General features: G+C 65.6%; 22 protein-coding genes. 7 read left to right on the top strand and 15 right to left on the bottom strand.

The genetic code is table 11. The features are described 5' to 3' along the window. The first annotated feature begins 108 nt into the window (after window positions 1-108). Window positions 109-654, top strand: a complete 546-nt coding sequence (locus ABCR88_RS32445; RefSeq protein ID WP_041120452.1) for a hypothetical protein — start codon at window positions 109-111, stop codon at window positions 652-654. A gap of 72 nt (window positions 655-726) precedes the next feature. Here ABCR88_RS32445 and ABCR88_RS32440 read toward each other — a convergent pair whose 3' ends face one another. From ABCR88_RS32440 to aspA, 13 genes are all read right to left on the bottom strand, one after another. Beyond that, a complete protein-coding gene (locus ABCR88_RS32440) occupies window positions 727-1,731 on the bottom strand; it encodes an asparaginase (protein ID WP_041120451.1) in 1,005 nt (334 codons plus the stop codon). Between the two features lie 104 nt (window positions 1,732-1,835). Next, entirely contained in the window at window positions 1,836-3,275 is a 1,440-nt protein-coding gene (locus tag ABCR88_RS32435) for an alanine/glycine:cation symporter family protein (protein ID WP_350403905.1), read from the bottom strand. Window positions 3,276-3,712: 437 nt separating this feature from the next. Continuing rightward, window positions 3,713-4,729: an aromatic ring-hydroxylating dioxygenase subunit alpha gene (locus tag ABCR88_RS32430; protein ID WP_350403904.1), complete on the bottom strand. Its 1,017-nt coding sequence runs from the start codon at window positions 4,727-4,729 to the stop codon at window positions 3,713-3,715. Continuing rightward, a complete protein-coding gene (locus ABCR88_RS32425) occupies window positions 4,726-5,865 on the bottom strand; it encodes a hypothetical protein (RefSeq protein ID WP_350403903.1) in 1,140 nt (379 codons plus the stop codon). The genes ABCR88_RS32430 and ABCR88_RS32425 overlap by 4 nt, the downstream gene beginning before the upstream one ends. Continuing rightward, window positions 5,862-7,016, bottom strand: coding sequence for an ATP-grasp domain-containing protein (locus ABCR88_RS32420; RefSeq protein ID WP_350403902.1), 1,155 nt, complete (start codon window positions 7,014-7,016; stop codon window positions 5,862-5,864). The genes ABCR88_RS32425 and ABCR88_RS32420 overlap by 4 nt, the downstream gene beginning before the upstream one ends. Further along, window positions 7,004-8,362, bottom strand: a complete 1,359-nt coding sequence (locus ABCR88_RS32415) for a F390 synthetase-related protein (RefSeq protein ID WP_350403901.1) — start codon at window positions 8,360-8,362, stop codon at window positions 7,004-7,006. The genes ABCR88_RS32420 and ABCR88_RS32415 overlap by 13 nt, the downstream gene beginning before the upstream one ends. Next, the gene (locus ABCR88_RS32410) at window positions 8,352-9,206 is read right to left on the bottom strand and encodes an MBL fold metallo-hydrolase (protein WP_350403900.1); all 855 of its coding nucleotides are present in this window, start codon (window positions 9,204-9,206) and stop codon (window positions 8,352-8,354) included. The genes ABCR88_RS32415 and ABCR88_RS32410 overlap by 11 nt, the downstream gene beginning before the upstream one ends. Next, window positions 9,203-10,210 (bottom strand): NAD(P)-dependent oxidoreductase, encoded by a 1,008-nt coding sequence (locus ABCR88_RS32405; protein WP_350403899.1) that lies wholly within the window; start codon window positions 10,208-10,210, stop codon window positions 9,203-9,205. The genes ABCR88_RS32410 and ABCR88_RS32405 overlap by 4 nt, the downstream gene beginning before the upstream one ends. Further along, complete coding sequence (locus tag ABCR88_RS32400; protein ID WP_350403898.1) at window positions 10,210-11,229, bottom strand: beta-ketoacyl-ACP synthase 3; 1,020 nt, start codon at window positions 11,227-11,229, stop codon at window positions 10,210-10,212. The genes ABCR88_RS32405 and ABCR88_RS32400 overlap by 1 nt, the downstream gene beginning before the upstream one ends. Window positions 11,230-11,265: 36 nt before the next feature. After that, complete coding sequence (locus ABCR88_RS32395; protein WP_041120437.1) at window positions 11,266-11,910, bottom strand: hypothetical protein; 645 nt, start codon at window positions 11,908-11,910, stop codon at window positions 11,266-11,268. Between the two features lie 98 nt (window positions 11,911-12,008). After that, window positions 12,009-12,734 carry a hypothetical protein gene (locus ABCR88_RS32390; RefSeq protein WP_350403896.1) on the bottom strand — a complete coding sequence of 242 codons (726 nt, stop codon included), beginning with the start codon at window positions 12,732-12,734 and terminating at the stop codon, window positions 12,009-12,011. 204 nt (window positions 12,735-12,938) lie between these two features. After that, complete coding sequence (locus tag ABCR88_RS32385; RefSeq protein ID WP_041120433.1) at window positions 12,939-13,295, bottom strand: DUF3077 domain-containing protein; 357 nt, start codon at window positions 13,293-13,295, stop codon at window positions 12,939-12,941. A gap of 481 nt (window positions 13,296-13,776) precedes the next feature. Continuing rightward, a complete protein-coding gene (aspA, locus tag ABCR88_RS32380; protein WP_041120431.1) occupies window positions 13,777-15,201 on the bottom strand; it encodes an aspartate ammonia-lyase in 1,425 nt (474 codons plus the stop codon). A gap of 181 nt (window positions 15,202-15,382) precedes the next feature. Between aspA and ABCR88_RS32375 the strand changes: the two genes are divergently transcribed. The 5 genes from ABCR88_RS32375 (at window position 15,383) to ABCR88_RS32355 (ending at window position 19,220) form a co-directional block, all read left to right on the top strand. Next, window positions 15,383-16,297 carry a LysR substrate-binding domain-containing protein gene (locus tag ABCR88_RS32375; RefSeq protein ID WP_253128993.1) on the top strand — a complete coding sequence of 305 codons (915 nt, stop codon included), beginning with the start codon at window positions 15,383-15,385 and terminating at the stop codon, window positions 16,295-16,297. A gap of 310 nt (window positions 16,298-16,607) precedes the next feature. Beyond that, on the top strand, window positions 16,608-17,099 hold the full coding sequence (gene purE, locus ABCR88_RS32370; protein WP_011064291.1) for a 5-(carboxyamino)imidazole ribonucleotide mutase: 492 nt from the start codon (window positions 16,608-16,610) through the stop codon (window positions 17,097-17,099). A gap of 11 nt (window positions 17,100-17,110) precedes the next feature. After that, complete coding sequence (locus ABCR88_RS32365) at window positions 17,111-18,193, top strand: 5-(carboxyamino)imidazole ribonucleotide synthase (RefSeq protein WP_350403893.1); 1,083 nt, start codon at window positions 17,111-17,113, stop codon at window positions 18,191-18,193. 107 nt (window positions 18,194-18,300) lie between these two features. Continuing rightward, a complete protein-coding gene (locus tag ABCR88_RS32360) occupies window positions 18,301-18,546 on the top strand; it encodes a GlsB/YeaQ/YmgE family stress response membrane protein (RefSeq protein WP_011064289.1) in 246 nt (81 codons plus the stop codon). Window positions 18,547-18,683: 137 nt separating this feature from the next. Beyond that, window positions 18,684-19,220, top strand: coding sequence for a DUF3299 domain-containing protein (locus ABCR88_RS32355; protein ID WP_236186808.1), 537 nt, complete (start codon window positions 18,684-18,686; stop codon window positions 19,218-19,220). A gap of 92 nt (window positions 19,221-19,312) precedes the next feature. Here the strand turns inward: ABCR88_RS32355 and ABCR88_RS32350 are convergent, their stop codons facing one another. Both ABCR88_RS32350 and ABCR88_RS32345 read right to left on the bottom strand, forming a co-directional pair. Then, the gene (locus ABCR88_RS32350; RefSeq protein ID WP_041120428.1) at window positions 19,313-20,212 is read right to left on the bottom strand and encodes a D-hexose-6-phosphate mutarotase; all 900 of its coding nucleotides are present in this window, start codon (window positions 20,210-20,212) and stop codon (window positions 19,313-19,315) included. 58 nt (window positions 20,213-20,270) lie between these two features. Further along, a complete protein-coding gene (locus ABCR88_RS32345) occupies window positions 20,271-20,675 on the bottom strand; it encodes an acyl-CoA thioesterase (RefSeq protein WP_003229628.1) in 405 nt (134 codons plus the stop codon). Window positions 20,676-21,078: 403 nt separating this feature from the next. Here ABCR88_RS32345 and ABCR88_RS32340 point away from each other — a divergent pair, with 403 nt between their 5' ends. Further along, window positions 21,079-22,368 (top strand): MFS transporter, encoded by a 1,290-nt coding sequence (locus ABCR88_RS32340; protein WP_169892549.1) that lies wholly within the window; start codon window positions 21,079-21,081, stop codon window positions 22,366-22,368. Window positions 22,369-22,598 lie beyond the last annotated feature (230 nt).

Genomic DNA, 22,598 nt, shown 5'->3' with positions numbered 1-22,598 from the left:
GGCATTCCGAGCGTTGTGTGGCTAGTGACTTGGCGCTTTGATTGGTGCAACCTGCCTGCCATTCATCGCCTGAAGTGGCGGTGCAGCAACCTCGATAAAGGACTATGTATGACCCTCATCCCTGCGCGTTCCCTGCTTCTGGTCTCCGGCTTGCTCCTGAGTTCGCTGTGCCTGGCCGAGGCTGAGCCAGGCAGCGAAAGCACCATCAAGGACTCTGCCAAGTCAGCCGTCTCATCAGCCATTTCGGCAGGCAAGAACCTCTTGGGCGGCGTCAGCGAAGGTGTGCTCGACGGTCGCCAATCGGCGCAAGGCGTCGACGGTGCCTCGATCATTTCCTCTCGCGAGCAAATGAAAGGCCGCGTCGACGTTCAGGTGTTGAAGACTGAAGCCGTCGGCGACAGCTTCAACGTTACCCTGGGCTTCAAGAACAGCAGCGACAGCCAGTTGCGACTGATCAACCTCAAGCAGACCGGCGCCCTGCTGGCGATTGACCAGGACGGTTACGCCAACAACCTGACTGTCAGCCTCGACAACCCGGACGAAGTCACCATCCCGGCCAAGGCGGCAGTGCGGCAGAAGTTCGTGTTTGAAGGGCCGATCGAGAGCTCGAGTTCGGTGCGGGTCTGGGGCCAGGATTACTCGGTCAAAAAGTAACCTGACAGCCACCCTCTGCTCGCCGTCGAGCCGGCAGCTACCGCAGTAGCCACCGGCTCCCGAGCGCGAGCTTCAGCTCAACTCGCCACACAGATCGAGTTCCACCAGGCGCCGCACTTCGGCGCTTTCCAGCCCGGCACCGAGCAGCGCATTGAGCTTGCCGAACGCCGCTTCGCGGGTCATGCCGCCACCGGACAGCACGCCCACGCCGCGCAGGCGGCTGCCGGCTTCGTAGATGTCCAGCTCCACACCGCCTTCATGGCACTGGGTCACCGCCACCACCACGATGCCTTGCTCCTGTGCGCGCTTGAGACTGGCCAGGAACGCCGGGTTGTCGCTAGGACCGGTGCCGCTGCCGAAGCATTCCAGGACCAGGGCCTGGATGCCGCTGTCGAGCACGCCGTCCAGCAGCTCGGCGCCGATGCCGGGGAACAGCGGCAGCACGCCGACCTTGGCCAGTTGCCTGGCTTGGCGGTAATCCAGCCCGGCGGGAATCGCCTCGGCCCTGGCGCCGCCGCCATTGCGCTTCAGGGCGGCGAACGGGTGCCGGCCGAAGCTGCGGATTTTCGCGCAGCGGGTCGGTGCCAGCAGTTCGCCGTGGAAGTGCAGGTGCACCCCCGGCGCCAGGCCCTGGCCCAGGGCCAACAGGGCGCCGCTGAGGTTTTCCCAGGCGTCGCTGTCGGGCACGTCGGCCGGCAGCATCGAACCGGTGAACACCACAGGCGCGCGCAGGCCCAGCAATTGGAAGCTCATGGCGGCGGCGCTGTAAGCCAGGGTGTCGGTGCCGTGGAGGATCAGCACGCTGTCGCAGCCCTGCACCTCAACGGCTTCGACCACCGCTTCACGCAGGCGCTGCCAGTAGTCGGGGGTCATGTTGGCGCTGTCGATCAGTGGCGCCATCTCGCGAAAGCGCCAGGCCGGCACCACCAACTCGGGCTGGCTGTCGAGGTAGGCGCGCATCCGCACGTCGAAGCCGGAGGCCGGGGCCAAGCCGTCGGCGCTGGCCTGCATGCCGATGGTGCCACCGGTGTAGAGCACCATGACGTGCTGGGCGCCAGGGTAGGTCGAAGGGTTCATGGGATTCTCCGAAACGGTGAGTTCCTGTGGGAGCGGGCAAGCCCGCTCCGACATTTATCGCACTGTAACCGACGGGTGCAGAGGATGCGCCCGTCGTTCACCCGTCAGCGTTGCGCTGCGGGCACGCCTTGCGGCTCGGCCTGGGCAGGGGCCGAAGGTTCGGCGGGCCAGGCCTTCAGGTCCAGGTCCAGATCGGCGAACTTGCGCGAGTCGAACACCGGCTGGGCGACGCCGGCTCGGCGCTGCTCGTCGTAGTCGCGCATCACCCGCAGGCCGACCTTGAACAGCATGGCCAGGGCCACCAGGTTGACGAAGGCCAGGCAGGTCATCGTGATGTCGGCGAAGGCGAACACGGTCGAAAGGTCCTGCATCGAACCCCATACCACCAGCGCCAGCACCAGGCCGCGGAACAGCATCAGCACGGTGCGGTTGCGGGTGAGGAACTGCAGGCTGTTCTCGCCCAGGTAGTAGTTGTAGAGGATGCAGGTGAAGACGAACAGCGACAGCGCGACGCTGACGAACAGGCGACCCCAGTCACCGACCACGGCGGCCAGCGAGTTCTGGGTCAGGACAATGCCGTCGCCTTCGAAGCCCGGGGTGTAGAAGCCCGACAGCAGGATCAGCAGCGCGGTGCAGGTGCAGATCACGAAGGTGTCGAGGAACACGCTGAAGGCCTGGACCACGCCCTGGGCGCCCGGGTGCTTCACGGCGGCCACGGCGGCGACGTTGGGCGCACTGCCCAGGCCCGCTTCGTTGGCGAACACGCCACGCTTCACGCCCATGACGATGGCGCTGCCGAGCAGGCCGCCGAAGGCCGGGTCGAGGCCGAAGGCGCTCTTGATGATGGTTTCCAGCATGGCCGGCACTTGTTCGATCTGGGTGCCGATCACGTACAGGGTCACGGCGATGTAGGCCAGGGTCTTGATCGGGACCAGCAGGTCGGACACCGCAGCGATGCGCTTGATGCCGCCGATGAAGGTGATGGCCAGCAGTACCGCCAGGACGATACCGGTGTGGCGTGGCTCGAAGGCAAAGGCATCCTGCAGCGAGTGCGTCACGGTGTAGGACTGCAGGCCGATGAAGGCGAAGCCGTAGGTGACCAGCAGCAGGATGGAGAACACCACCGCCATGCCTTTGAGCTTCAGGCCGTGCTCGATGTAGTAGGCCGGGCCGCCGCGGTACAGGCCGTCGCCGTCGGCGCGTTTGTAGACCTGGGCCAGGGTGCATTCGAAGAAGCTGCTGGACATGCCGACCAGCGCGGTCACCCACATCCAGAACACCGCGCCAGGGCCGCCCAGGGTCACGGCGATGCCGACGCCTGCAATGTTGCCCGCGCCGACCCGGCCGGCGAGGCTGAGCATCAGCGCCTGGAACGAGCTGAGCTGGCCGCCGCTGCTTTTCAGGCTGTCGCGGAACACCGCGAACATGTGGAGGAAGTGGCGCAATTGAACGAAACGCGAGCGGATCGTGAAGTAGCTGCCGAGCCCGACAATGAGCACGATCAGCACTTTCCCTGAGAGGAAGTCGTTGATGACTTCGAGCATGGATTATTCCTCGCTGTTTTTTGTGTAGGCAAAAGCAGAGCGGACGGAAACATTCTGTTACACCGCTGATTGCACGCACGGCAAAGCGGTGGGGCGATTGTTCGTCCCGGTTCTCTATTCGCGGGTTGTTATTAGTTCGGGTTTCCCGTGGGTTTGAGCCTTGTTACCGACGGCTGTCCACGTGAAGAGGGGGCGCACTATACCGGTGCGCGGGCTCGCCGTCTGCATATAGCGCGTCGAGTCGAGGAACGGCAGGCGGGGCGGGAGGCTGAAACGGTTCTTTTCACGGCCCGCAAAGCCCCAGGGCCGGGGCCTTTTCCCCCTTGCCCCGCCGCCCTCCTACGGACTCCCCGCGATCTCCCTGCCAGCTGTAGGAGCTGGCTTGCCAGCGAAGAGGCCCGTGAGACCGCCTTCGCCGGCAAGCCGGCTCCTACGGGTCAGAGCAGGAACTCCTCATGCCGCTCCTGGAAGCCCTGCAACTCGCCCTGTTCCAGCAACTGGCGAATCCACGGCCCCAGCAGATCCAGCGAGCTGTCCAGGGGGATGGGCCGCTGCCAGCGTAGCGGCACCTGGGCGAAGCGCTGCTGGTTGGCGCTGACTTTTTCCAGGATCTGCCGGTCTTGCTTGAGGATCACCTTGAACAAGGGCTGCAGCACAGCGCGCTTGAGCCAGCCCGGCAAGCGGCCGCGGGCCGTGGCGATGCACGCGAACAGGCGCAGTTCGCCCTCGGCGGCCGGGCTCAGCCAGGCGCTGACCAGCAGGTTGAGCCGGCCCTGACGGTCGCGGTATTCGATTTCCGCCAGCCCCGGCAGGCGAAAGCGGCCCATGCTGAGGCCGCGCTCGCCTTCGAACAGCCGCGATATCAGCCCAGATTGGGTGCCTTCTTCGCTGTACTGCGCCTCAACCCCGTCTTCGAGCTGATGCACCCAGGCACGAATCCGCTGGCGCTGGCGGTCGTGGCGAATCCAGCCGGCATGCACGAAGTGGGTGTGGAAGCCGTCGAGGAAGTTCTCCGCAGCGTCCTGCAAGCTGCAGCGCACCCGGTCGCTGATCCAGAACACATCCAGGGCCTGGGCCTGCTCGGCGGCGGCCACCGGCGGGGCATTCGGCCGCTCGCTGGCGAGGCTGGCCCACACCAGCCCCTGGGCTTCGCAGCTGTGCAGCGGCTGCAACAAGGGCTGGCTGCACCGCTGCTGCTCCTGGCCGGGCAGCTGAGTGCAACGGCCCTGGGGGTCGAAGCGCCAACCGTGGTAGGGGCACTGGATCTGCCCGTCGCGCACCCGCCCGGCGCTCAGTGGCGCAAAGCGGTGGGGGCAGCGGTCCGGCAGCACGGCGGCGGCGCCGTCGGCATCGCGAAACAGCACCAGCGGTACGCCGTGCAGGGTGCAGGCCAGGGGTTGGCGTTGCAGCTGCCGGCTCAGGGCGACGGGCCACCAGCCCGCGTGACTGTTCACAGTTTGAGCTTCCTCATCAGCGGTACGCCGATTCGTTGCAGCAGCAGGCCCATCAGTTGCCACACCAGGCGCCGCGGCCAGGTCAGGTGGGCGACGTGGATCAGGCTGTATTCGATCTCTGGCTCGCCGCCCCGCAGGCGCTTGAAGGCGGCGGCGCCGGAGCTGAAGTTGAGCACCTGACGGCGTTTCGCCGCCTCTTGCAGGCACAGCCTGGTCAGTTGCCGATACAGGCCGGCGCGCTGGGGCAGGGCGGTGTCGTAGCCGACGATGGGGGTGCTGATCAGCGCGCTGTTGGCGTACCAGCCCAAGGCGCCGTCAATGCGCCCTTCGGCGTTGCGCAGGGCACGCACGTCCAGCCAGCCTTCGGCCTGCCCGCGTTGCAGCCACTGGGCGCTGTAGTGGGGGTTCAGGCGGCTGTATTTGTCCAGGTAGAGCAGGTTGTACAGCTGCTCGATGCGCTGGAAGTCGGCCTCGCTCAGTTCACTGCCGGGCACCACCGTATACGGGCTGCGGCGCAGCAGGGTGGCGTCCAGGCGGGTGTTGTGGTGGCGCAGGAAGGCTGAATCCTCGCCGTCGCGGCCGTCGAACAGGTACACCTGACGGCTGGGAATCGCCAGGTAGCCTAGGGCTTGCAGGCGCTTTCGCAGTTCGAGGTTGCTGAAGTCGTTGAGCGAGCGAAAGCCAAAGCCGTGGTCGGGAAACTGCCGGCGCAGCAGTTCGGTGATCGCCGGCAAATCCGAACCATCCCAATCGGCGGGGTAGAGGTTGGTCGACAGCAGCCAGTTATTGACCTGCACCAGGCGGTTGACCTTGGCCGCGCTCAGCAACCGGTCCACGCCCCGGGTCAGCAGCTTCAAGGGCCAGGCCAGCCAGGGCCGTTTCAGGCGTTGCAGTTCTTCCCGGGCGTAGCCGCTGTAGGCGGTTTGCGGCGAGACCACGTAGCAGTTATCCACAGGGTCGTGGCCGTGGTTGATGCTCACCGGGAACTGATGATGGCCGGTGTCCAGCAGGGCCAGGGCGGTGCTGACGTTGCCGATCAGCGCGCCGCCGGCGCAGGTGCGCACGTATTGCCGGGCGTGGCTATCGCCAGCGCTCGGGGGCTCAAGGGCCAGTTGCTCGGGCAGCAACAGTTTCATGGGCGCAGTGCCCCCAGAGGCTGGCCGTTCCACTCGATATCGGCGGTGGAGGCGGCCAGCAGCCCGCAGCGGTGGGTCAGGGCGCGGCCGATGATCTCGCACAGGCTCAGCAGTTGTGCGGTCAGCGGGCCGCGATCGCCGTCCTGCACTATCACGTCCCGGGCTTGTTGGTAGTCGCGCCAGAACGTACGGCTCAAGGCCCGTTGCGGCGCAGCCAGAAGCAGCATGGCCAGGGCGATCATCCGCGGTTCCAGGGTCGCCTCCAGCGTTGCGTCGGCTTCGCTGCCCAGCGCCGCTACCAACGGCACGCGCTGGTCGTCGAACAGGTGCACGCCGCTGGTGGCCCTGGGGTTGCACTCCAGCACGTGGAAGCGGCCCTGGCGGTCCTCGATGAAGTCAAAACCCACCTGCCCGGTGTAGCCGGTGGCCTGGCCGAACTGCTCCAGGAAGGCGCGGATCGGCGCCGGGGCGCAGCTGTGGAAGTAGATCCCCGAGCCGCGTCCGACCCGGTAGCGCGGCTGGTAGCTGCTGTGGGCGCGCAACTGGCCGTCTACCAGCACGCTGAAGCTGCAGTATTCCTGGCCGGGGACAAAACGCTGGGCCACCCAGGGCGCCTCGGTGCTGGGTCGGACCTTGGCCAGTTGCGCCGGGCTCGGGCGGATCAGGGTCTGGGAGGCGAAGCGCGAATAGGCCGGCTTGAACACCAGGGCATCGTGCTCGGCGGCCAGGGCCTGCAACGCGGCCGGGTCATGTAGCACCCGGGTCGGCGGCGCGGCCACGGCCCAGCCCTGGGTCATGGCCGCGAAGTCGCCCTTGTGATGCAGGCGGTGCAGCAGCTCGAAATCACTGGTGAACACCCGGCACAGCGGGCGCAGGCGCTCCAGGCCGTGGGCCAGGTAGAACACCTCTTCGCAGGTGGGCAGCAGCAGGTCGATGGCCTGCTGGCGGATGACTCCGGCCAGGGCTTCGATCCAGGCCTCGGGGTCGTGGCGGGGTTCCGGCAGGCGCACGAAGTGCTCGGTGGCGCGGCTGAAGCGGCTCAGGGGCTGGGCCAGGGAATCGGCCACGGTCACCGTCCAGCCGGCTTGGCTAAAGGCCCGGGCCCACTCCAGGCAGGCCGGGGCCCGGGCGCCGAGAATCAATACACGCATGACAGTCCCTCGGGTAGTTGCAGCATCAGCAGGCGCCGTCTTTTTGTTTGTGGCGGTGGTGCCTGCCAGTGGCCGAAGCTCAGCTGCGGCGCCTGCAGCCCTTGTTGCGCGCAGAGTTCGGCCAGGGCTTCGCTCAAGCGCTGGCACAGCCCGTGGTAGTCGCCCGAGGTACGCAGGTTGGCCTGCCAGAGCAGCCCGCGCTGGTGAATCTGGTATTCCTCCAGTTCCGCCCCCAGCATCAGCAGGGCCCGGCGCAATACGTCAGGGTAGAGCGGTGCCAGCTGCTGGCCGTCGAGCCGCGGCAGCCAGAGGATCTCGTCGGCGCGGCCTTCCACGGCGGCAATCGCCCGCTCCGCACGGCCACAGGGGCAGGGCGCGCTGGCCACCCGCAGAATGTCGTTGAGGCGATAACGCACGATCAGCTGCGTACGCCGGGAAAAGTCGGTGATAATCGGCTGAAAACGCGTGCGTTCCGCGTCCAGCCATTGCGGCTCGATGTGCAGGTGGCTTTCATTCAGGTGCAGGGTGCCGGCCTCGCAGGTGTAGCCGAGGAAGCCTTCGCTGGCCTGATAGATCTGCTGCGGCTTGCGCCCGAAGGCTTGCTGGACCAGCTCGGCGTCGGTGCTTTCCAGCACTTCGGCCACCGACAGGATGTGCCGTGGGCGGATCGTCAGCTGCCCGGCCAGGGCCGCCTGGGCCAGCCCCCGCAGCACCGTAGCCGGGGCCACCAGCACGTCCGGGTTCTGCTGGTTGAGGCGTTGCAGGGACGCGGCCAGGCCCAGGGTCAGGTCATGAAAGGCGAAGTCGATGCGGCGGCTGGCCAGGGTGGTGTACAGGCGGCTGTTGGCCCGCAGGAAGAAGGCGATCCGCAGCGGCGCCAGCCAGGGGCACAGCAGCCGTGGCAGCAGGGCCCGGGGCAGGGTGCGCGCCAGCAGGATGCCGGCCCAGCGCTGGCGTTCCACGCTGCTGACCAGGAACACCCCCTGGGCCCCCGAGGTGCCGCTGGACAGGCCCACGGTGATGTCCCCCAGGGTCGGGCTGAAGTCCCGGGAACGCTCGGCCTGCAGGGCCACCGGCAACACCTGCTCCAGGCTCAGGGCGCGGGTGTTGAAGGCGGCGAAGTCGCTCATCAGGGCGGCTTTGTCCATGAGCGGCAAGCTGTGCAGGCCGTCTTGGGTCAGCCCGTTGAAGCGCTGGCCACGGGGCAGGACTTTGGCCATGAAGTGCCGCAGGCGCCGGGCCTGCCAGGCTTCCAGCCGCTCACGGCGGCGAAAGCGCAGGGCGTAGCGGCTGAACACGAATGAACCGATGCTGCGCAGAGTGCCCAGCAGGCGCTCACTGTTCATTGGCGAACGCCTCCCAGGCCTGGGTGCAATGGGACGGCAGCACCGCCACCGCCGGTTCGCGGCGAATCAGCTGGCCCAGGCCGCTGTAGGTGCGCACGTATTGCTGACGGTCGGCGCTGGCAAACCACAGTGCCGGTGCAGCGGGCAGGCGCTCGGCGCGGCAGGCCGGCACCGACCAGCAGGCGTCGGCCACCAGGAACACCGGCCGGCCCTGGGCATCGGGGATGAACAGACCCAGCTGGCCTTCGCTGTGCCCGGGCAACGGCACGCCGATCAGGCTGCCATCGCCGAACAGGTCCAGGCCCTGCTCGAAGGGCGCCATCCAGCTTGGCAGCGCACAGCTGGGGCTGGCTTCGGCCAGGCGCAGGCGGGCGCTGAAGTCGTCCGGCAGCAAGCCCGGCAGATGGCCGCCAAGGGTGGCGCGCCAACGCTGGCCGCGCAGGCTGTCGATATGCCGGTAATCGGCTTCCAGGGCGATAAAGCGCGCATTGGCAAAATCCCGCAGCCCGGCGATATGGTCGGCGTGGAAGTGGGAAATGATCACATGGCGGATATCCCCCGGGCCGATGCCCAGCTCATGCAGCTGCGCGCCCAATTGTTCGACCACCGGCAACTGCACCGGCACCGCGCTGCGGTACAGGCGCTCGGGCAGGGCGCGGGTGGCCTGGAAGAAGTGCTCGGCGTAGCCGGTGTCGTACAGAATCCAGCCGTGGTCCGGGTGCTGGATCAGCCCGCACAGCGCCGGAAACTGCACCGGCGCCAGGCGCCCGCCGCGGTCGGCCATGCATTCCAGGTGCTGGCACCAGCCGGCCCGGAGGATCTTCAAGCTCACGCTGCGGCTCATGCTCGTTGCCTCTGTTGGGCCAGCCACCATTGGGCGTGCTGGGCGATGCCCTGTTCCTGGCTGATCACCGGGCGGTAGCCCAGCTCGCGCTGGATGGCGCTGATGTCCAGGGTCTGGCTGAAGGCCAGGACGCCTGCGCCGTAACGGGTAATCAAGGGTTCGGCGCCGTTGCCCAGGCGCGCCTTGAGCTCCAGCAGGCGCGCCACGCCATGCACCAGAGGCCAGGGCAGGCGACGGGTGCGCAGGGGCAGGCGGAAGTGCTCGGCCATCTGTTGCAGCAGGTCCTTGAAGGCCAGGGGCGTGCCGTTGCTCAGGTTGTAGACGCACAGCGGGCGCGGCAGGGGCCGGGTCAGCGCCAGCCACACGGCGTGCACCAGATTGTCGACGCAGGTCAGGTCCAGCTGTGCCTGGCCGCCGCGCATCAGCGGAATCGCCCCGCGCTGCATCACCCGCAGCAGGCGCGGCATCAGGGTCGCGTCCCAGGGGCCGAACACCGCCCGGGGCCGCAGGATCACGCATTCGGGCAACTTGGCGTCTGCCAGCAGGGTTTCGGCCTGGGCCTTGCTGCGGGCGTAGTCGTTCACCGGGGCTGGCAGCGGCTGGTCTTCGCGGATACCCAAGCGGTCGCTGAAGTTGAAGTACAGGCTCGGGGTGGAGATATGCACCAGCCGCGCAATGCGGTTCTTGCTGCAGGCGTGGATCACCTCGGCGGTGGAGTCGAGGTTGGCCCGGGCAAACGCCTGGGGCGAACCCCAGGGCGAAGACAGCGCAGCGCAATGGACGATGGCGTCATGCTCGCGGCTGGCATCGGCCAGCAGGCGTTTGGCCAACGGGCTGCCGTGCTCCAGGGGTAGCCAGCGCACGGGCGCCGGGCTGTGGGCAATGACTTGCGCCGCCGCCTCGGGGTTGCGCCCGCTGAACTGCACCTCGCAGCCTTCGGCGGCTAGCTTCCAGACCAGATGCCGTCCGATAAAACCGGTGCCGCCGGTGACCAGGATCTTCATCAAAACTCCAGGATCATGCCGCCGAGGGACAGGCCCGCGCCGGTGCCGATCAGCATCAGGGTTTGTCCGCGTTGAATGCGCCCGTCGCGCACCGCGATGTCCAGAGCGGTGGGCAGTGACGCCGCCACCTGATTGCCATGCCGGGCAAAGATATCGATGACTTTCTCCGGCCCCAGGCTCAGGCGTTTGGCCGCATGCTGCATGGCCTGTTGGCTGGCTTGATGGGGGATGATCCAGTCGATCTGCGCAAGGGACAGTGCGGCTTGCTGCAGCAAATCGTCCATCAGTTCGGGCAGGTGCTTGGCCGCGAGGCGGAACACGCCTTTGCCCTGCATGGTGAAACTGGTCAGGGGCTCGAACGGCACCTGGATGCGCCGCGGATGAAAGCGCGAACCGCCGGCTGGGATCTGGCACAGCGCGGCGCCTTCGGCGTAGGTCCTGAGGCGCGAGGCGAGGATCTTCGGGCCGCCGTCGCCCGCTTCCAGCACCACCGCTGCCGCACCGTCGCCGAAGATGCCGCAGACTTCCACCTGCTGCCAGTCCAGGCCGCAGGAGGCGATGTCGGCGCACACCAGCAGCACGCGCCGGTAATGCCCGGCCTGGATCGGCCAGGACAGGGTGTCCAGGGCGGCAATACAGCCCAGGCAACTGGCGTTGATGTCCATGGCCGGAATGCCTGACTGGCCCAGGCCCAGTTCCCGTTGCAGCAGCGCCGCATTGCAGGGCATGCCCTGGTCCATGGTGCCGCTGGCGCAGACGATCAGGTCCAGCTGATCCAGCTCCAGGCCCGCCGCGTGCAGGGCCTGGAGCGCGGCGCTGGCGCCGAGGCTGGCGGCAGTGTCCGCGGGGCCGGCGACGTGGCGCTGCTGCACTCCGCTGATGCGCGCCACGCTGCCGGTTTCCAGGCCGAGCTGGCTGTCCAGCTCGGCGCTGGTGACCACCCGTTGCGGCAGGGCATGGCCCGTGCCGAGGATGGCCAGGGCGCGGGCCGGGCGGGGGGAGGACGCTGATGTGTGCATGCAAATTCCGTGTGTGGGGCGTCGGGGGAGGCTTGATCAGGTGGCGGACGGCGGGACCGGGCATTGGCTCAGAAAGGCTTGCAGCCCTTGCTGATACTCCTCTGCGTCCATCAGTTCGCTGTGTTTGGCGATGCGGCAGGCCTGGCCTTTGCGCTGCATTTCGGCGCTGGCCACGTCATAGAAGTTGGCCGCTTCACGCAGGTACACGACCTGCTCCCAGGTCATGCTGCTCTTGGCTCTGGGAGGCTTGCTCAGGGTGAAACCCTGGTCGTCGAAGCTCAGGTGGTAAGTGCCCTCGACAGCCTTCAAGGGGGCCCGCAGGCGGGCCTCGATCAGGCGGTGGTTCAGGCCGCGCAGCGGTGTCCGGTGCCGGGTGCGGGCCTGTAGGCGTTGGATCAGGCGCCCGGAAAAACGCCACCAGAGCGGGATGAAGATCAGCGCGCAGAGCACCAGGGCGATGATCTTTTCCGGGGTAAAGCGCCGCTCGGGAAAATACAGCGCCAGGGGCGCGGCGATCAGGCACAGCAGCAGGATCAGCGGGCCGAGCAGGCGCCCCTGCCAGCGCGAGGTGGCGTTGGAGATCCGCGACTGCAACTGGTCGTGCTCAAGCAGCGCCTGGGGCAGTTTTTCGGCAAGCCGGGCTTCGGTGTGGGCCGGGGTGAGGCGGTACTGCAATTCCATGGCGGCTGAATCCGAGGTCCGTGTTCGGTGAGGGCGGCAGTTTACCGATTTCTCGGGGGCGGGTATCTGCGACGTGCGCGCAAGCCCCCGTTCGCTGCTCAGGTTGGGAACTGTTCGATGTATCGCTCCACCCATTGATACAGGTGTTGCTCCAGCTGCGGCCGCTGCTGGTTGAATTGGTCCTGGTAGCGGTTGAACAGCGGGTCCTGGTTGATGCGCATGCTCAACTCGATGGGGCTTTCGCTTTCGGCGTGGGCCGCTCTTAGTTGCTGCTGGCGCTGATCGGCGTGCTCCAGGGTGTCCGCCAGGGTATCCAGTTGCAGGTGGCGCAATTGGGCGATGGCCTGGGGCAGGTGAAAGTGCAGGGCGCTGTCGAAACCTTCCCAGCCCTCGAAGGCCAGCCACTCGTGCACGATCATGAAGCAGCGCGGTGCCGGGGCCAGCGCCTCCAGTCGCGCGAAATCCAGCCAATACTGGCGGGGCAGCTGCTCGGCGGTTTCGAGGGCCTGGGCGATCAGGTCCAGGGCCTGGCCCGGGTCCCGGTGATGCTTGCGCAGAATGCGCTGGGTCAGGGTGAAGCGCGCTTCTTCTATAGCGTGCAGAGCGCGATTCAGGTCGTAGCCGGCGTTGAGCAGGTATTCCTGGGCGTGCTCGGGGGGCAAGCCGGATTTGTCTACCAGCACCTGCAACAGCTCGGCTTTGTAGAGCTCGGCGGCTTGCTGCGGATCGCCTGCGCAGCGCTCCAGCAGGGCCTGGGCGTGGCGCAGGCCGATGGGGATCAGCTTGCGTAGCTGTTGCAGGGCTTGGGTGTGCGTCGGGTCCATCGACTGCGGTGCCTCGGGGATGGCGGATGTTTGGGAGGGGCGATTATCCACCTTGGGCGATGGATTGTGCTGGTTTAAAACAAGGGCCCCACGATGTTCGCAAGACCTGTAGGAGCCGGCTTGCCGGCGAAGGCGTCGGCCGGGATGCCGGTGAAGGCAGGGCGGGCCTCTTCGCTGGCAAGCCAGCTCCTACGGGGCGGAGTTTTAGGCGGGGCCGGGGCGGGCGCCGTCGAGCAGGGCGTCAACCACGGCGCGGGCCATTTCAACCGAGTGCACCATGGACCAGATCAGTCCGCGTTCGATGCCGCTGGCCCGTTCGGTGATTTCATCGGACACCTCTTCGGCGCATTTGAGCAGTAAGGAAACGTGCATCAAGGCGTCTTCGGCATTCACCTGGGGCTCTACGGCGAACAGCGGATGGCCCCGGCCATCGCGCAGGCCGAAGGGGCGATGGCGGGTGCCGTGCAAGGCGGCCAGCAGGTTGGCGTTGGTGCGGTCTAGCTCCAGGTCGCGGCGCGGATGATCGGTGGATAACGGTGGATCGGGGACGAGCTTTTTCATGGGACTGGTTCCTTTAGCAATTTAAGAAACCGCCGGATCTCACTTCCACATGAGAGGGTGGCAGCCGTGCGCAGGTGTGGAAGACCGGGCTAAAGGAACCGGCGCACCCGAGGGTGCCCTACGCACAGCCGCCATAAATCGAGCTCACCGAAGCCGCATCGGCAAGGGTGTTCGAATGAGACGACTGCACGTCCTTTATCCCAGACTTCCACATCCGGGCCACTGATTTGGCAGCGGCTCAGGGAGACTGCCTGATCGTTCGAAGGGGTACAAGGCGCTCAAAGGCGTGGGGGATTCTCTCGGATTTGCCCTACAAAACAAAGAGATTCTGCTTCGTTGCGGGGCGGCATCCCCTTACAAACTCTGCTTTTCTCCAGGCAAAAAAAAGGGCCTGGAGACGTATCTCCAAGCCCTCAAAAGGTGAGAGGTGTCTAGTCCCTCAACCTGGTGAGCGGTGTTGCATGTTTCGGTGTCGCGGCGGTTAGGCTTTCAGCGGAACCAGGCGCGGGGCAATCATGTTTTCCGGACGCAGGATGTCGTCGAGCATGGCGTCGTCCAGCAGGCCTTCTTCGCGCACCAGTTCCAGTACGCCACGGCCACTTTCCAGGGCGATGCGGGCGATACGGGTGGCGTTTTCATAGCCGATGTACGGGTTCAGCGCGGTGACCAGGCCGATGGAGTGCTCCACCAGTTCGCGGCAACGGGTTTCGTTGGCGGTGATGCCGGTGATGCAGTGCTCGCGCAGCATGTCCATGGCGCGTTGCAGCAGGCGGATCGAGTCGAAGATCTTGAAGGCGATCAGCGGCTCCATCACGTTCAGTTGCAGCTGGCCGCCTTCGGCCGCGATGGTCAGGGCCAGGTCGTTGCCGATGATCTGGAACGCCACTTGGTTGACCGCTTCCGGGATGACCGGGTTGACCTTGCCGGGCATGATCGAGCTGCCGGGCTGACGCGCTGGCAGGTTGATTTCGTTGATGCCGGTGCGTGGGCCGCTGGACAGCAGGCGCAGGTCGTTGCAGATCTTCGACAGCTTGACCGCGGTGCGCTTGAGCATGCCGGAGAACAGCACGAAGGCACCCATGTCGGAAGTGGCTTCGATCAGGTCGGCGGCCGGTACCAGCGGCTGGCCGCTGATGGTGGCCAGGCGTTGTACGGCCAGGTGCTGGTAGCGCGGGTCGGCGTTGATGCCGGTACCGATGGCGGTGCCGCCCAGGTTGACTTCGGTCAGCACTTCCGGCGCCAGGGTCTTGAGGCGAGCCAGGTCTTCACCCAGGGTGGTGGCGAAGGCGTGGAATTCCTGGCCGAGGGTCATCGGCACGGCGTCTTGCAGCTGGGTACGACCCATCTTCAGGACGTGGCTGAATTCCTGGCCCTTGGCGGCGAACGCCTGGATCAGGCTATCGAGGCTGGCCAGCAGCGCGTCGTGACCCAGCAGCAGACCCAGGCGGATCGCGGTCGGGTAGGCGTCGTTGGTGGACTGCGCCATGTTCACGTCGTTGTTCGGGTGCAGGTACTGGTATTCGCCCTTGCTGTGGCCCATGGCCTCCAGCGCGATGTTGGCGATGACTTCGTTGGCATTCATGTTGGTCGAAGTGCCAGCGCCGCCTTGAATCATGTCCACCACGAACTCTTCGTGGAAGTCGCCGCGGATCAGGCGGGCACAGGCCTCGCTGATGGCTGCATGCTTGGCTTCGCTCAGATGACCCAGTTCGCGGTTGGCGTCAGCAGCTGCCTGCTTGACCATTGCCAGGGCCACGACCAGTTTTGGGTAGTGCGAAATCGGAACGCCGGAGAGGCGGAAGTTGTTCACCGCTCGCAGGGTCTGGATGCCGTAATACGCTTGAGCCGGTACTTCGAGTACGCCAAGCAGGTCTTTTTCTGTGCGGAAAGATGCAGCGGAGGACATGACGGAGATCATCTCGGTAGGGACCCGGTCTGTGCCGGGAACGCTGCGAATCCTAGGCCGAAGGGATTTTTTGGGCCAATGCTGTTAAACACTGGGCTATGCATATTCGGCATAATGCCGGTGTGACGCCGGGTTGCCGGCGAGCGTGTGACCTAAAATGGTGCGTGTCCGGGAGGACGTGATGAATCTGGAAAGCAAATGGCTCGAGGACTTCAGTGCCCTGGCCGCCACCCGCAGCTTTTCCCAGGCTGCCGAGCGACGTTTCGTGACCCAGCCGGCCTTCAGCCGGCGGATCCGCAGCCTGGAAGCGGCCCTGGGCCTGACCCTGGTCAACCGCTCGCGCACGCCGGTGGAGCTGACGGCAGCGGGGCAGTTGTTCCTGGTGACCGCGCGCACCGTGGTCGAACAGCTCGGCGAGGTGGTGCGTCACCTGCACCACCTGGAAGGCGGGCAGGGCGAGGTGATGCAGGTGGCGGCTGCCCACTCCCTGGCGCTGGGCTTCTTCCCACGCTGGATCGCCCAACTGCGCAACGAAGGGCTGAACATCGCCACGCGGCTGGTGGCCACCAACGTGGGTGATGCGGTGCACGCCCTGCGCGAAGGCGGCTGCGACCTGATGCTGGCCTTCTATGACCCGGACGCGGCCTTGCAGATGGATTCGGAAATCTTCCCCTCGCTGCACCTGGGGCACACCGAGATGCTCCCGGTGTGTGCCGCCGACCCCCAGGGCAAGCCGCTGTTCGACCTGGAAGGCGAGGCCAGCGTGCCGTTGCTGGCGTACAGCGCCGGGGCCTTTCTCGGGCGTTCGGTGAATCTGCTGCTGCGCCAGCGCAACCTGCGTTTCACCACGGTTTATGAGACCGCCATGGCCGACAGCCTCAAGAGCATGGCCCTGGAAGGCCTGGGCATTGCCTGGGTGCCGCAACTGAGCGTGCGCGCCGAGCTGGCCCGGGGCGAGCTGGTGGTCTGCGGCGGGGCGCAATGGCATGTGCCGCTGGAGATTCGCCTGTACCGCTGCGCCCTGGTGCGCAAGGCCAACGTACGCTTGCTGTGGCGCAAGCTGGAAGGCGCTGCCGCGCAAGCTGCGGCCACGTAGGAGCCGGCTTGCCGGCGAAGGCGTCGGCCGGGAGGGCGGTGATCGCAGGGTGGGCCTGTTCGCTGGCAAGACAGCGCCTGCGAGGGGGGGGGCTGGATTGACCTTGGAGTCAATAAAACCGGGGTTTTGCGCTGGAAATACTTTGTTTTGCAGATGGTCGGCGAAAGTGCGTTTAACGCGCCTTTTTCGGTATACTGCGCGGCCTTCGGCCGGTTCGCCTGGCCATAATTCGTACAATTTAAGCCACGCATTTCGCGTGGCTTGTTGTTTTTGACGCGCCTGCGGGCGCCCAGAGAGAAGAGGCACGACGATGAGTGCACTGGTTGGCGTGATCATGGGCTCCAAGTCCGATTGGTCCACCCTTAGCCACACCGCCGATATGCTGGAAAAGCTCGGCATCCCTTACGAGGTGAAGGTGGTTTCCGCACACCGCACCCCGGACCTGCTGTTCCAGTACGCCGATGAGGCTGAGGCGCGAGGCATCGAGGTGATCATCGCCGGTGCCGGCGGCGCGGCGCACCTGCCGGGCATGTGCGCGGCCAAGACCCACCTGCCGGTGCTGGGCGTGCCGGTGCAGTCGTCGATGCTCTCGGGCGTGGATTCGCTGCTGTCCATCGTGCAGATGCCGGCCGGCATCCCCGTGGCCACCCTGGCCATCGGCAAGGCCGGCGCGATCAACGCGGCGCTGCTCTCGGCGAGCATCCTGGGCGCCAAGCACCCGCAGTTCCATGCGGTGCTGAAAAAATTCCGTGCTGAACAGACAGACAGCGTCCTGGACAATCCAGACCCGCGCGTCGCCTGAGGTTGTTGACGATGAAGATCGGTGTAATCGGTGGCGGCCAGCTGGGCCGCATGTTGGCCCTGGCGGGGACTCCGCTGGGAATGAACTTCGCTTTCCTCGACCCGGCGCCGGACGCCTGTGCCGCCGCCCTCGGTGAACACCTGCGGGCCGACTACGGCGACCAGGACCACCTGCGCCAGCTGGCCGATGAAGTGGACCTGGTGACCTTCGAATTCGAGAGCGTGCCGGCGGAAACCGTGGCCTTCCTCTCGCAGTTCGTGCCGGTCTACCCGAGCGCCGAAGCCCTGCGCATCGCCCGCGATCGCTGGTTCGAGAAGAGCATGTTCAAGGACCTGGGGATTCCTACCCCGGAGTTTGCCGACATCCAGTCCCAGGCGGATCTCGACGCCGCCGTGGCGCGCATCGGCCTGCCGGCCGTGCTCAAGACCCGCACCCTGGGTTACGACGGCAAGGGCCAGAAGGTCCTGCGCAGCGCCGCCGACGTCGAAGGCACCTTCGCCGAACTGGGCAGCGTGCCTTGCCTGCTGGAAGGCTTCGTGCCCTTCACCGGTGAAGTCTCGCTGATCGCCGTGCGCGCCCGTGACGGTGAAACCCGTTTCTACCCGCTGGTGCACAACACCCACGACAGCGGCATCCTGCGCCTGTCGGTGGCCAGCAGCGACCACCCGTTGCAGGCCCTGGCCGAGGACTACTCCAGCCGGGTGCTCAAGCAGTTGGATTACGTGGGCGTAATGGCTTTCGAGTTCTTCGAAGTGGACGGCGGCCTCAAGGCCAACGAGATCGCGCCGCGGGTGCACAACTCCGGGCACTGGACCACCGAAGGCGCCGAGTGCAGCCAGTTCGAAAACCACCTGCGGGCGGTGGCCGGCCTGCCCCTGGGCTCCACCGCCAAAGTCGGCGAGAGCGCCATGATCAACTTCATCGGCGAAGTGCCGCCGGTGGACAAAGTCATCGCCATTGACGACTGCCATTTGCATCACTACGGCAAGGCCTTCAAGGTCGGGCGCAAGGTCGGCCACGCCAACCTGCGCTGCGCCGATCAGGCGACCCTGCAAGCGCAGATCATCAAGGTGCAAGCGCTGATCGCCGAGTAACAAATCCTCCGGCTGGCGGGAACCTTCGTTTCCCGCCGTTCTCTGATAGCAGGATGCCAAAGTGCTGGCTAGGCTTTGGCTTGATCCCCCCTTACAGAGGAACAGCCATGGGCATTATTGGAACCATTTTCATCGGCTTGATCGTTGGTCTGCTGGCGCGCTTCCTCAAACCGGGAGACGACAGCATGGGCTGGATCATGACCATCCTGCTGGGTATCGGCGGTTCGCTGGCGGCCACTTATGGCGGCCAGGCGCTGGGTATCTACCAGGCTGGCCAGGGCGCCGGTTTCATCGGTGCACTGGTGGGCGCGATCGTCCTGCTGGTGATCTACGGCTTCGTCAAGAAGAGCTGAACCACGCTACAAGCCCCCTCTGCCGTCCGCGCGGAGGGGAGCCTTTTTCTTCATCTGAAACTTCAACGCATCTGACGGTCTGGGTACTAGAATGCCCGGGTTTTCCCGTCCTTCCCTTTTGACCGAGCCACCCTCACATGCGCCGTCTTCTATTGACCTTTGTTCTGCTGGGCTGCGGCCTGGCCCAGGCTGGCGAACTGCCGGAAACCGATTGGCTGGAGCTGATGCCCAAGTCGGACCAGAAGGCCCTGGAGCAGATGCCGGAAATCGACCACAACTCCCCGGAAGCCAATGGCACCTTCACCGAAAAGGGCGGCCTGAAGCAGAGCAAGGGGTTGCCGGCGGTGATGTATTCCACCAAGACCGTACCAGCGATGAACGACAAGCAGATTCGCATCGGCGGGTATCCGGTGCCGCTGGAAGCCGATGCCAAGGGGCGCAGCACGCTGTTCTTCCTGGTGCCGTACCCGGGCGCCTGCATCCACGTGCCGCCACCGCCGCCCAACCAGCTGGTGCTGGTGCGTTTTCCCAAGGGCTTGAAGCTGGACGACATCTACACGCCGCTGTGGGTGACCGGCACCCTGAAGATCGAGAAGGTCAGCAACGACCTGGCCGATGCCGCCTACGCCCTGGATGCGGCGAAGGTGCGGGTGGTTCAGGAATCGGATCTCTGAAGCAGCGCATTTGAACGCCGCTGAACGGTAGGAGCCGGCTTGCCGTTGAGGGCCTCTTTGCTGGCAAGCCAGCTCCTACGGGGCAGGTGGAGTCAGAGCGGGGCGGCGCTGATGCTGACGCTCAGGGTGTGGCTGGCGCCCGGGGCCAGGGTGATGATGTCGTCCATCACGTTGGCGGTCTCGATGCACAGCATGCGCTGCCAGCCGTCGTCGGCCATGTCGCTGAATTGGGCGGCGCGGTCGATCCAGGGGTTCCAGATCACCGCGGTGCGCGAGCCTTCGCTGCGCAGGCGGATCCGCCGTTGCCAGTCCGGGTCGACGATCTCCAGCTGCGTCGGGGCGTTCAGGTAGATGCGGTCGGTCTCGCCGGTAAAGTGCAGGCTGCCGCTCTGGACCTTGGTCTTCCAGTCTTCCAGGGTCTCGATGTAGCTCAGCCCGTCCACGCCTTCGACCTGCACCTGGCGCACATCGCTGACCGCGAAGTAGCTGTGCAGCGCTTGGCTGATGCTCACGCTTTCAGTGCCCAGGTTGTGGCTGCTGAGGCTGATGTGCAGTTGCTGGTCGAGGCGGATGCTCAGGCGTGGTTCCACTTGATGGGGCCAGCCGGGAAAACCACCCGCGGGGCAGGGCAGGTGCAGCTCAACCAGCAGGCTGTCGCCCTGGCTTTCGATGCCCAGCAGTTCCCAGTCGGTGGCCCGCACCAGGCCGTGGGCCGGCGCCGGGTCAGTGCCTTGGCGCATGGCCTGCACCGCCTGCGGGTTGCGGGCAAAGTTGCCGAACCAGGGCCAGCACACCGGCACCCCGGCGCGGATGCTCTTGCCGCGCTTGAACACGGCCTCGTCGTTGAGCCAGATCAGCGGCTGTTGCCCGGCCACTTGATAACTGAGGATGTGCGCGCCCTGCTGGGCCACCAGCAGTTCGGCGTCACCGTGGCGGATGCGCCAGCAGTTCAGTTCATCCAGTTTTACCGTTTCGACCTGGGGCATAGGCATGCTGCTGTTCTCGTTCGCAAGGTGTGGGCTGCTATGGACCGCAGAACGGTCATCAGGTTTAGCGCGCGCGCGGCGGAACCGAGCGGGTGCGGCCACTGCCATCGATGGCGACGAATACGAACACCGCCTCGGTGACCTTGCGCCATTCGCTGGACAGCGGGTCGTCGCTCCACACTTCCACCATCATCTGGATCGAGCTGCGGCCGATCTCCAGGGTCTGGGTGTAGAAGGACAGCTGCGCGCCCACCGCCACCGGCACCAGGAACGCCATGCGGTCGATGGCCACCGTGGCCACCCGGCCGCCGGCCACGCGGCTGGCCATGGCGGTGCCCGCCAGGTCCATCTGCGCGACCAGCCAGCCGCCGAAAATATCGCCAAAGCCGTTGGTTTCACGGGGCAGTGCGGTGATTTGCAAGGCCAGGTCGCCTTGCGGGATTGGATCTTCTTGTTCGAGTTCTATCATGCCGGGGGGCCTCTGACCCGTGACGCTTCATGGGTACTTCAGGTGAATAGCCGTCTTCAGGAAAAACGATTCAGCCCGAACATACTACGTTCGTCACGTTCTTTCTAAGGCGTGCTAAAGGGAAACTCTGCGAAATCGACTGGCGCTGGCCAGGGCCAGGGGCGCGCAGCAGCGTTTTCGCACAGCAACCCTTGCCAGAAGCGGCTTTGCGCTTCGAGGTCTGCGAGTATATCGGTCGATAGACTCCGCGACGACCCGTCCAGTTCGCAAATTTGTGAGTCATTTGTGCGCCGCTGTGTACGCATTCGAACAATTTGCTATCGTGCCGAACCTGCCAGGCCCCAACCAGCGCTGTTGCGGCTTCCAGAACCGACTAATAAGAGAAGCCCTTGCCATGACCACTGTGCCCTCGAGCGCCGCGCAGCCTGCGCAACCCGCCCGTCCGCTGACCCGTAGTGACTACAAGACATTGTCCCTGTCTGCCCTGGGCGGGGCGCTGGAGTTCTACGACTTCATCATCTTCGTGTTCTTTGCCACCGTGGTCGGCAAGCTGTTCTTCCCGGCGGACATGCCCGAGTGGCTGCGCCTGATGCAGACCTTCGGGATCTTCGCGGCCGGTTACCTGGCGCGGCCCCTGGGCGGGATCGTCATGGCCCACTTTGGCGACCTGCTGGGGCGTAAGAAGATGTTCACCCTGAGCATCTTCATGATGGCGGTGCCGACCCTGATCATGGGCCTGTTGCCGACCTACGCGCAGATCGGCATGTGGGCGCCGATCCTGCTGTTGCTGATGCGGGTGATCCAGGGGGCGGCCATCGGTGGTGAAGTGCCCGGGGCCTGGGTGTTCGTTTCCGAACACGTGCCCCAGCGGCATATCGGCTATGCCTGCGGCACCCTGACCTCGGGCCTGACTGCCGGGATTCTCCTGGGGTCGCTGGTGGCCACTGCGATCAACAGCATCTATACCCCGGTGGAAGTGGCGGATTACGCCTGGCGGATCCCGTTCCTGCTGGGTGGGGTGTTCGGCCTGTTCTCGGTGTACCTGCGCCGCCTGCTCCACGAAACCCCGGTGTTCGCCGAACTGCAACTGCGCAAGGCCCTGGCCGAGGAACTGCCGCTGCGCACGGTGCTGCGTGATCACCGCGGGGCGATCGTGATTTCCATGCTGCTGACCTGGCTGCTGTCCGCCGGGATCATCGTGGTGATCCTGATGACCCCCACCGTGCTGCAGACGGTCTATAAATTCCCGGCCATCACCGCCCTGGAGGCCAACAGCCTGGCCATTATCTTCCTGAGCCTGGGCTGCGTGGCCTCGGGTGCCCTGGCGGACCGATTCGGTGCGGGCAAGGTGTTCGTGTTCGGCAGCGCCTTGTTGCTGGTCACTTCCTGGACCTTCTATCACGGCCTGCTGGACAACCCGCAGTGGCTGTTCCCGCTGTATGCCCTGACCGGCCTGTTCGTCGGCACCATCGGTGCGGTGCCTTATGTGATGGTCAAGGCGTTCCCGGCAGTGGTGCGCTTCAGCGGCCTGTCGTTTTCCTACAATCTGGCGTACGCGATCTTCGGTGGCCTCACGCCGATGGTGGTGACCTGGCTGCTCAAGGAAAGCCCCATGGGTCCGGCCTATTATGTTGCAATTATTTGCGGCATCGGCCTGCTGGTGGGGCTGTACCTGTGGGCCAAGGGCCGCTGACCACCACCCTGTAGCCGCTGCCGCAGGCCCTGCTGTGCGCTGAAGGGCGCCGCGACCCTGCGGGTCGATCGCAGCCTGCGGCAGCGGCTACAGAGGTTTTTATCGCCGAACAAAGAAAGGCCAGCTTCCGTTCAGGGATGCTGGCCTTTCATCTAATTGTCATATTCCGGACATAGAGTGTTCACACGGCCTACAGATACTTGGCCCCGACTTAACACACCCTATCTGCT

Origin of the sequence: Pseudomonas sp. W17, from assembly GCF_040268305.1 — a bacterium.
In the GTDB taxonomy this organism is placed as follows: domain Bacteria; phylum Pseudomonadota; class Gammaproteobacteria; order Pseudomonadales; family Pseudomonadaceae; genus Aquipseudomonas; species Aquipseudomonas protegens.
The sequence above is the reverse complement of the archived record's forward strand: the minus strand, read 5'-3'. Positions and strand labels throughout refer to the sequence as shown.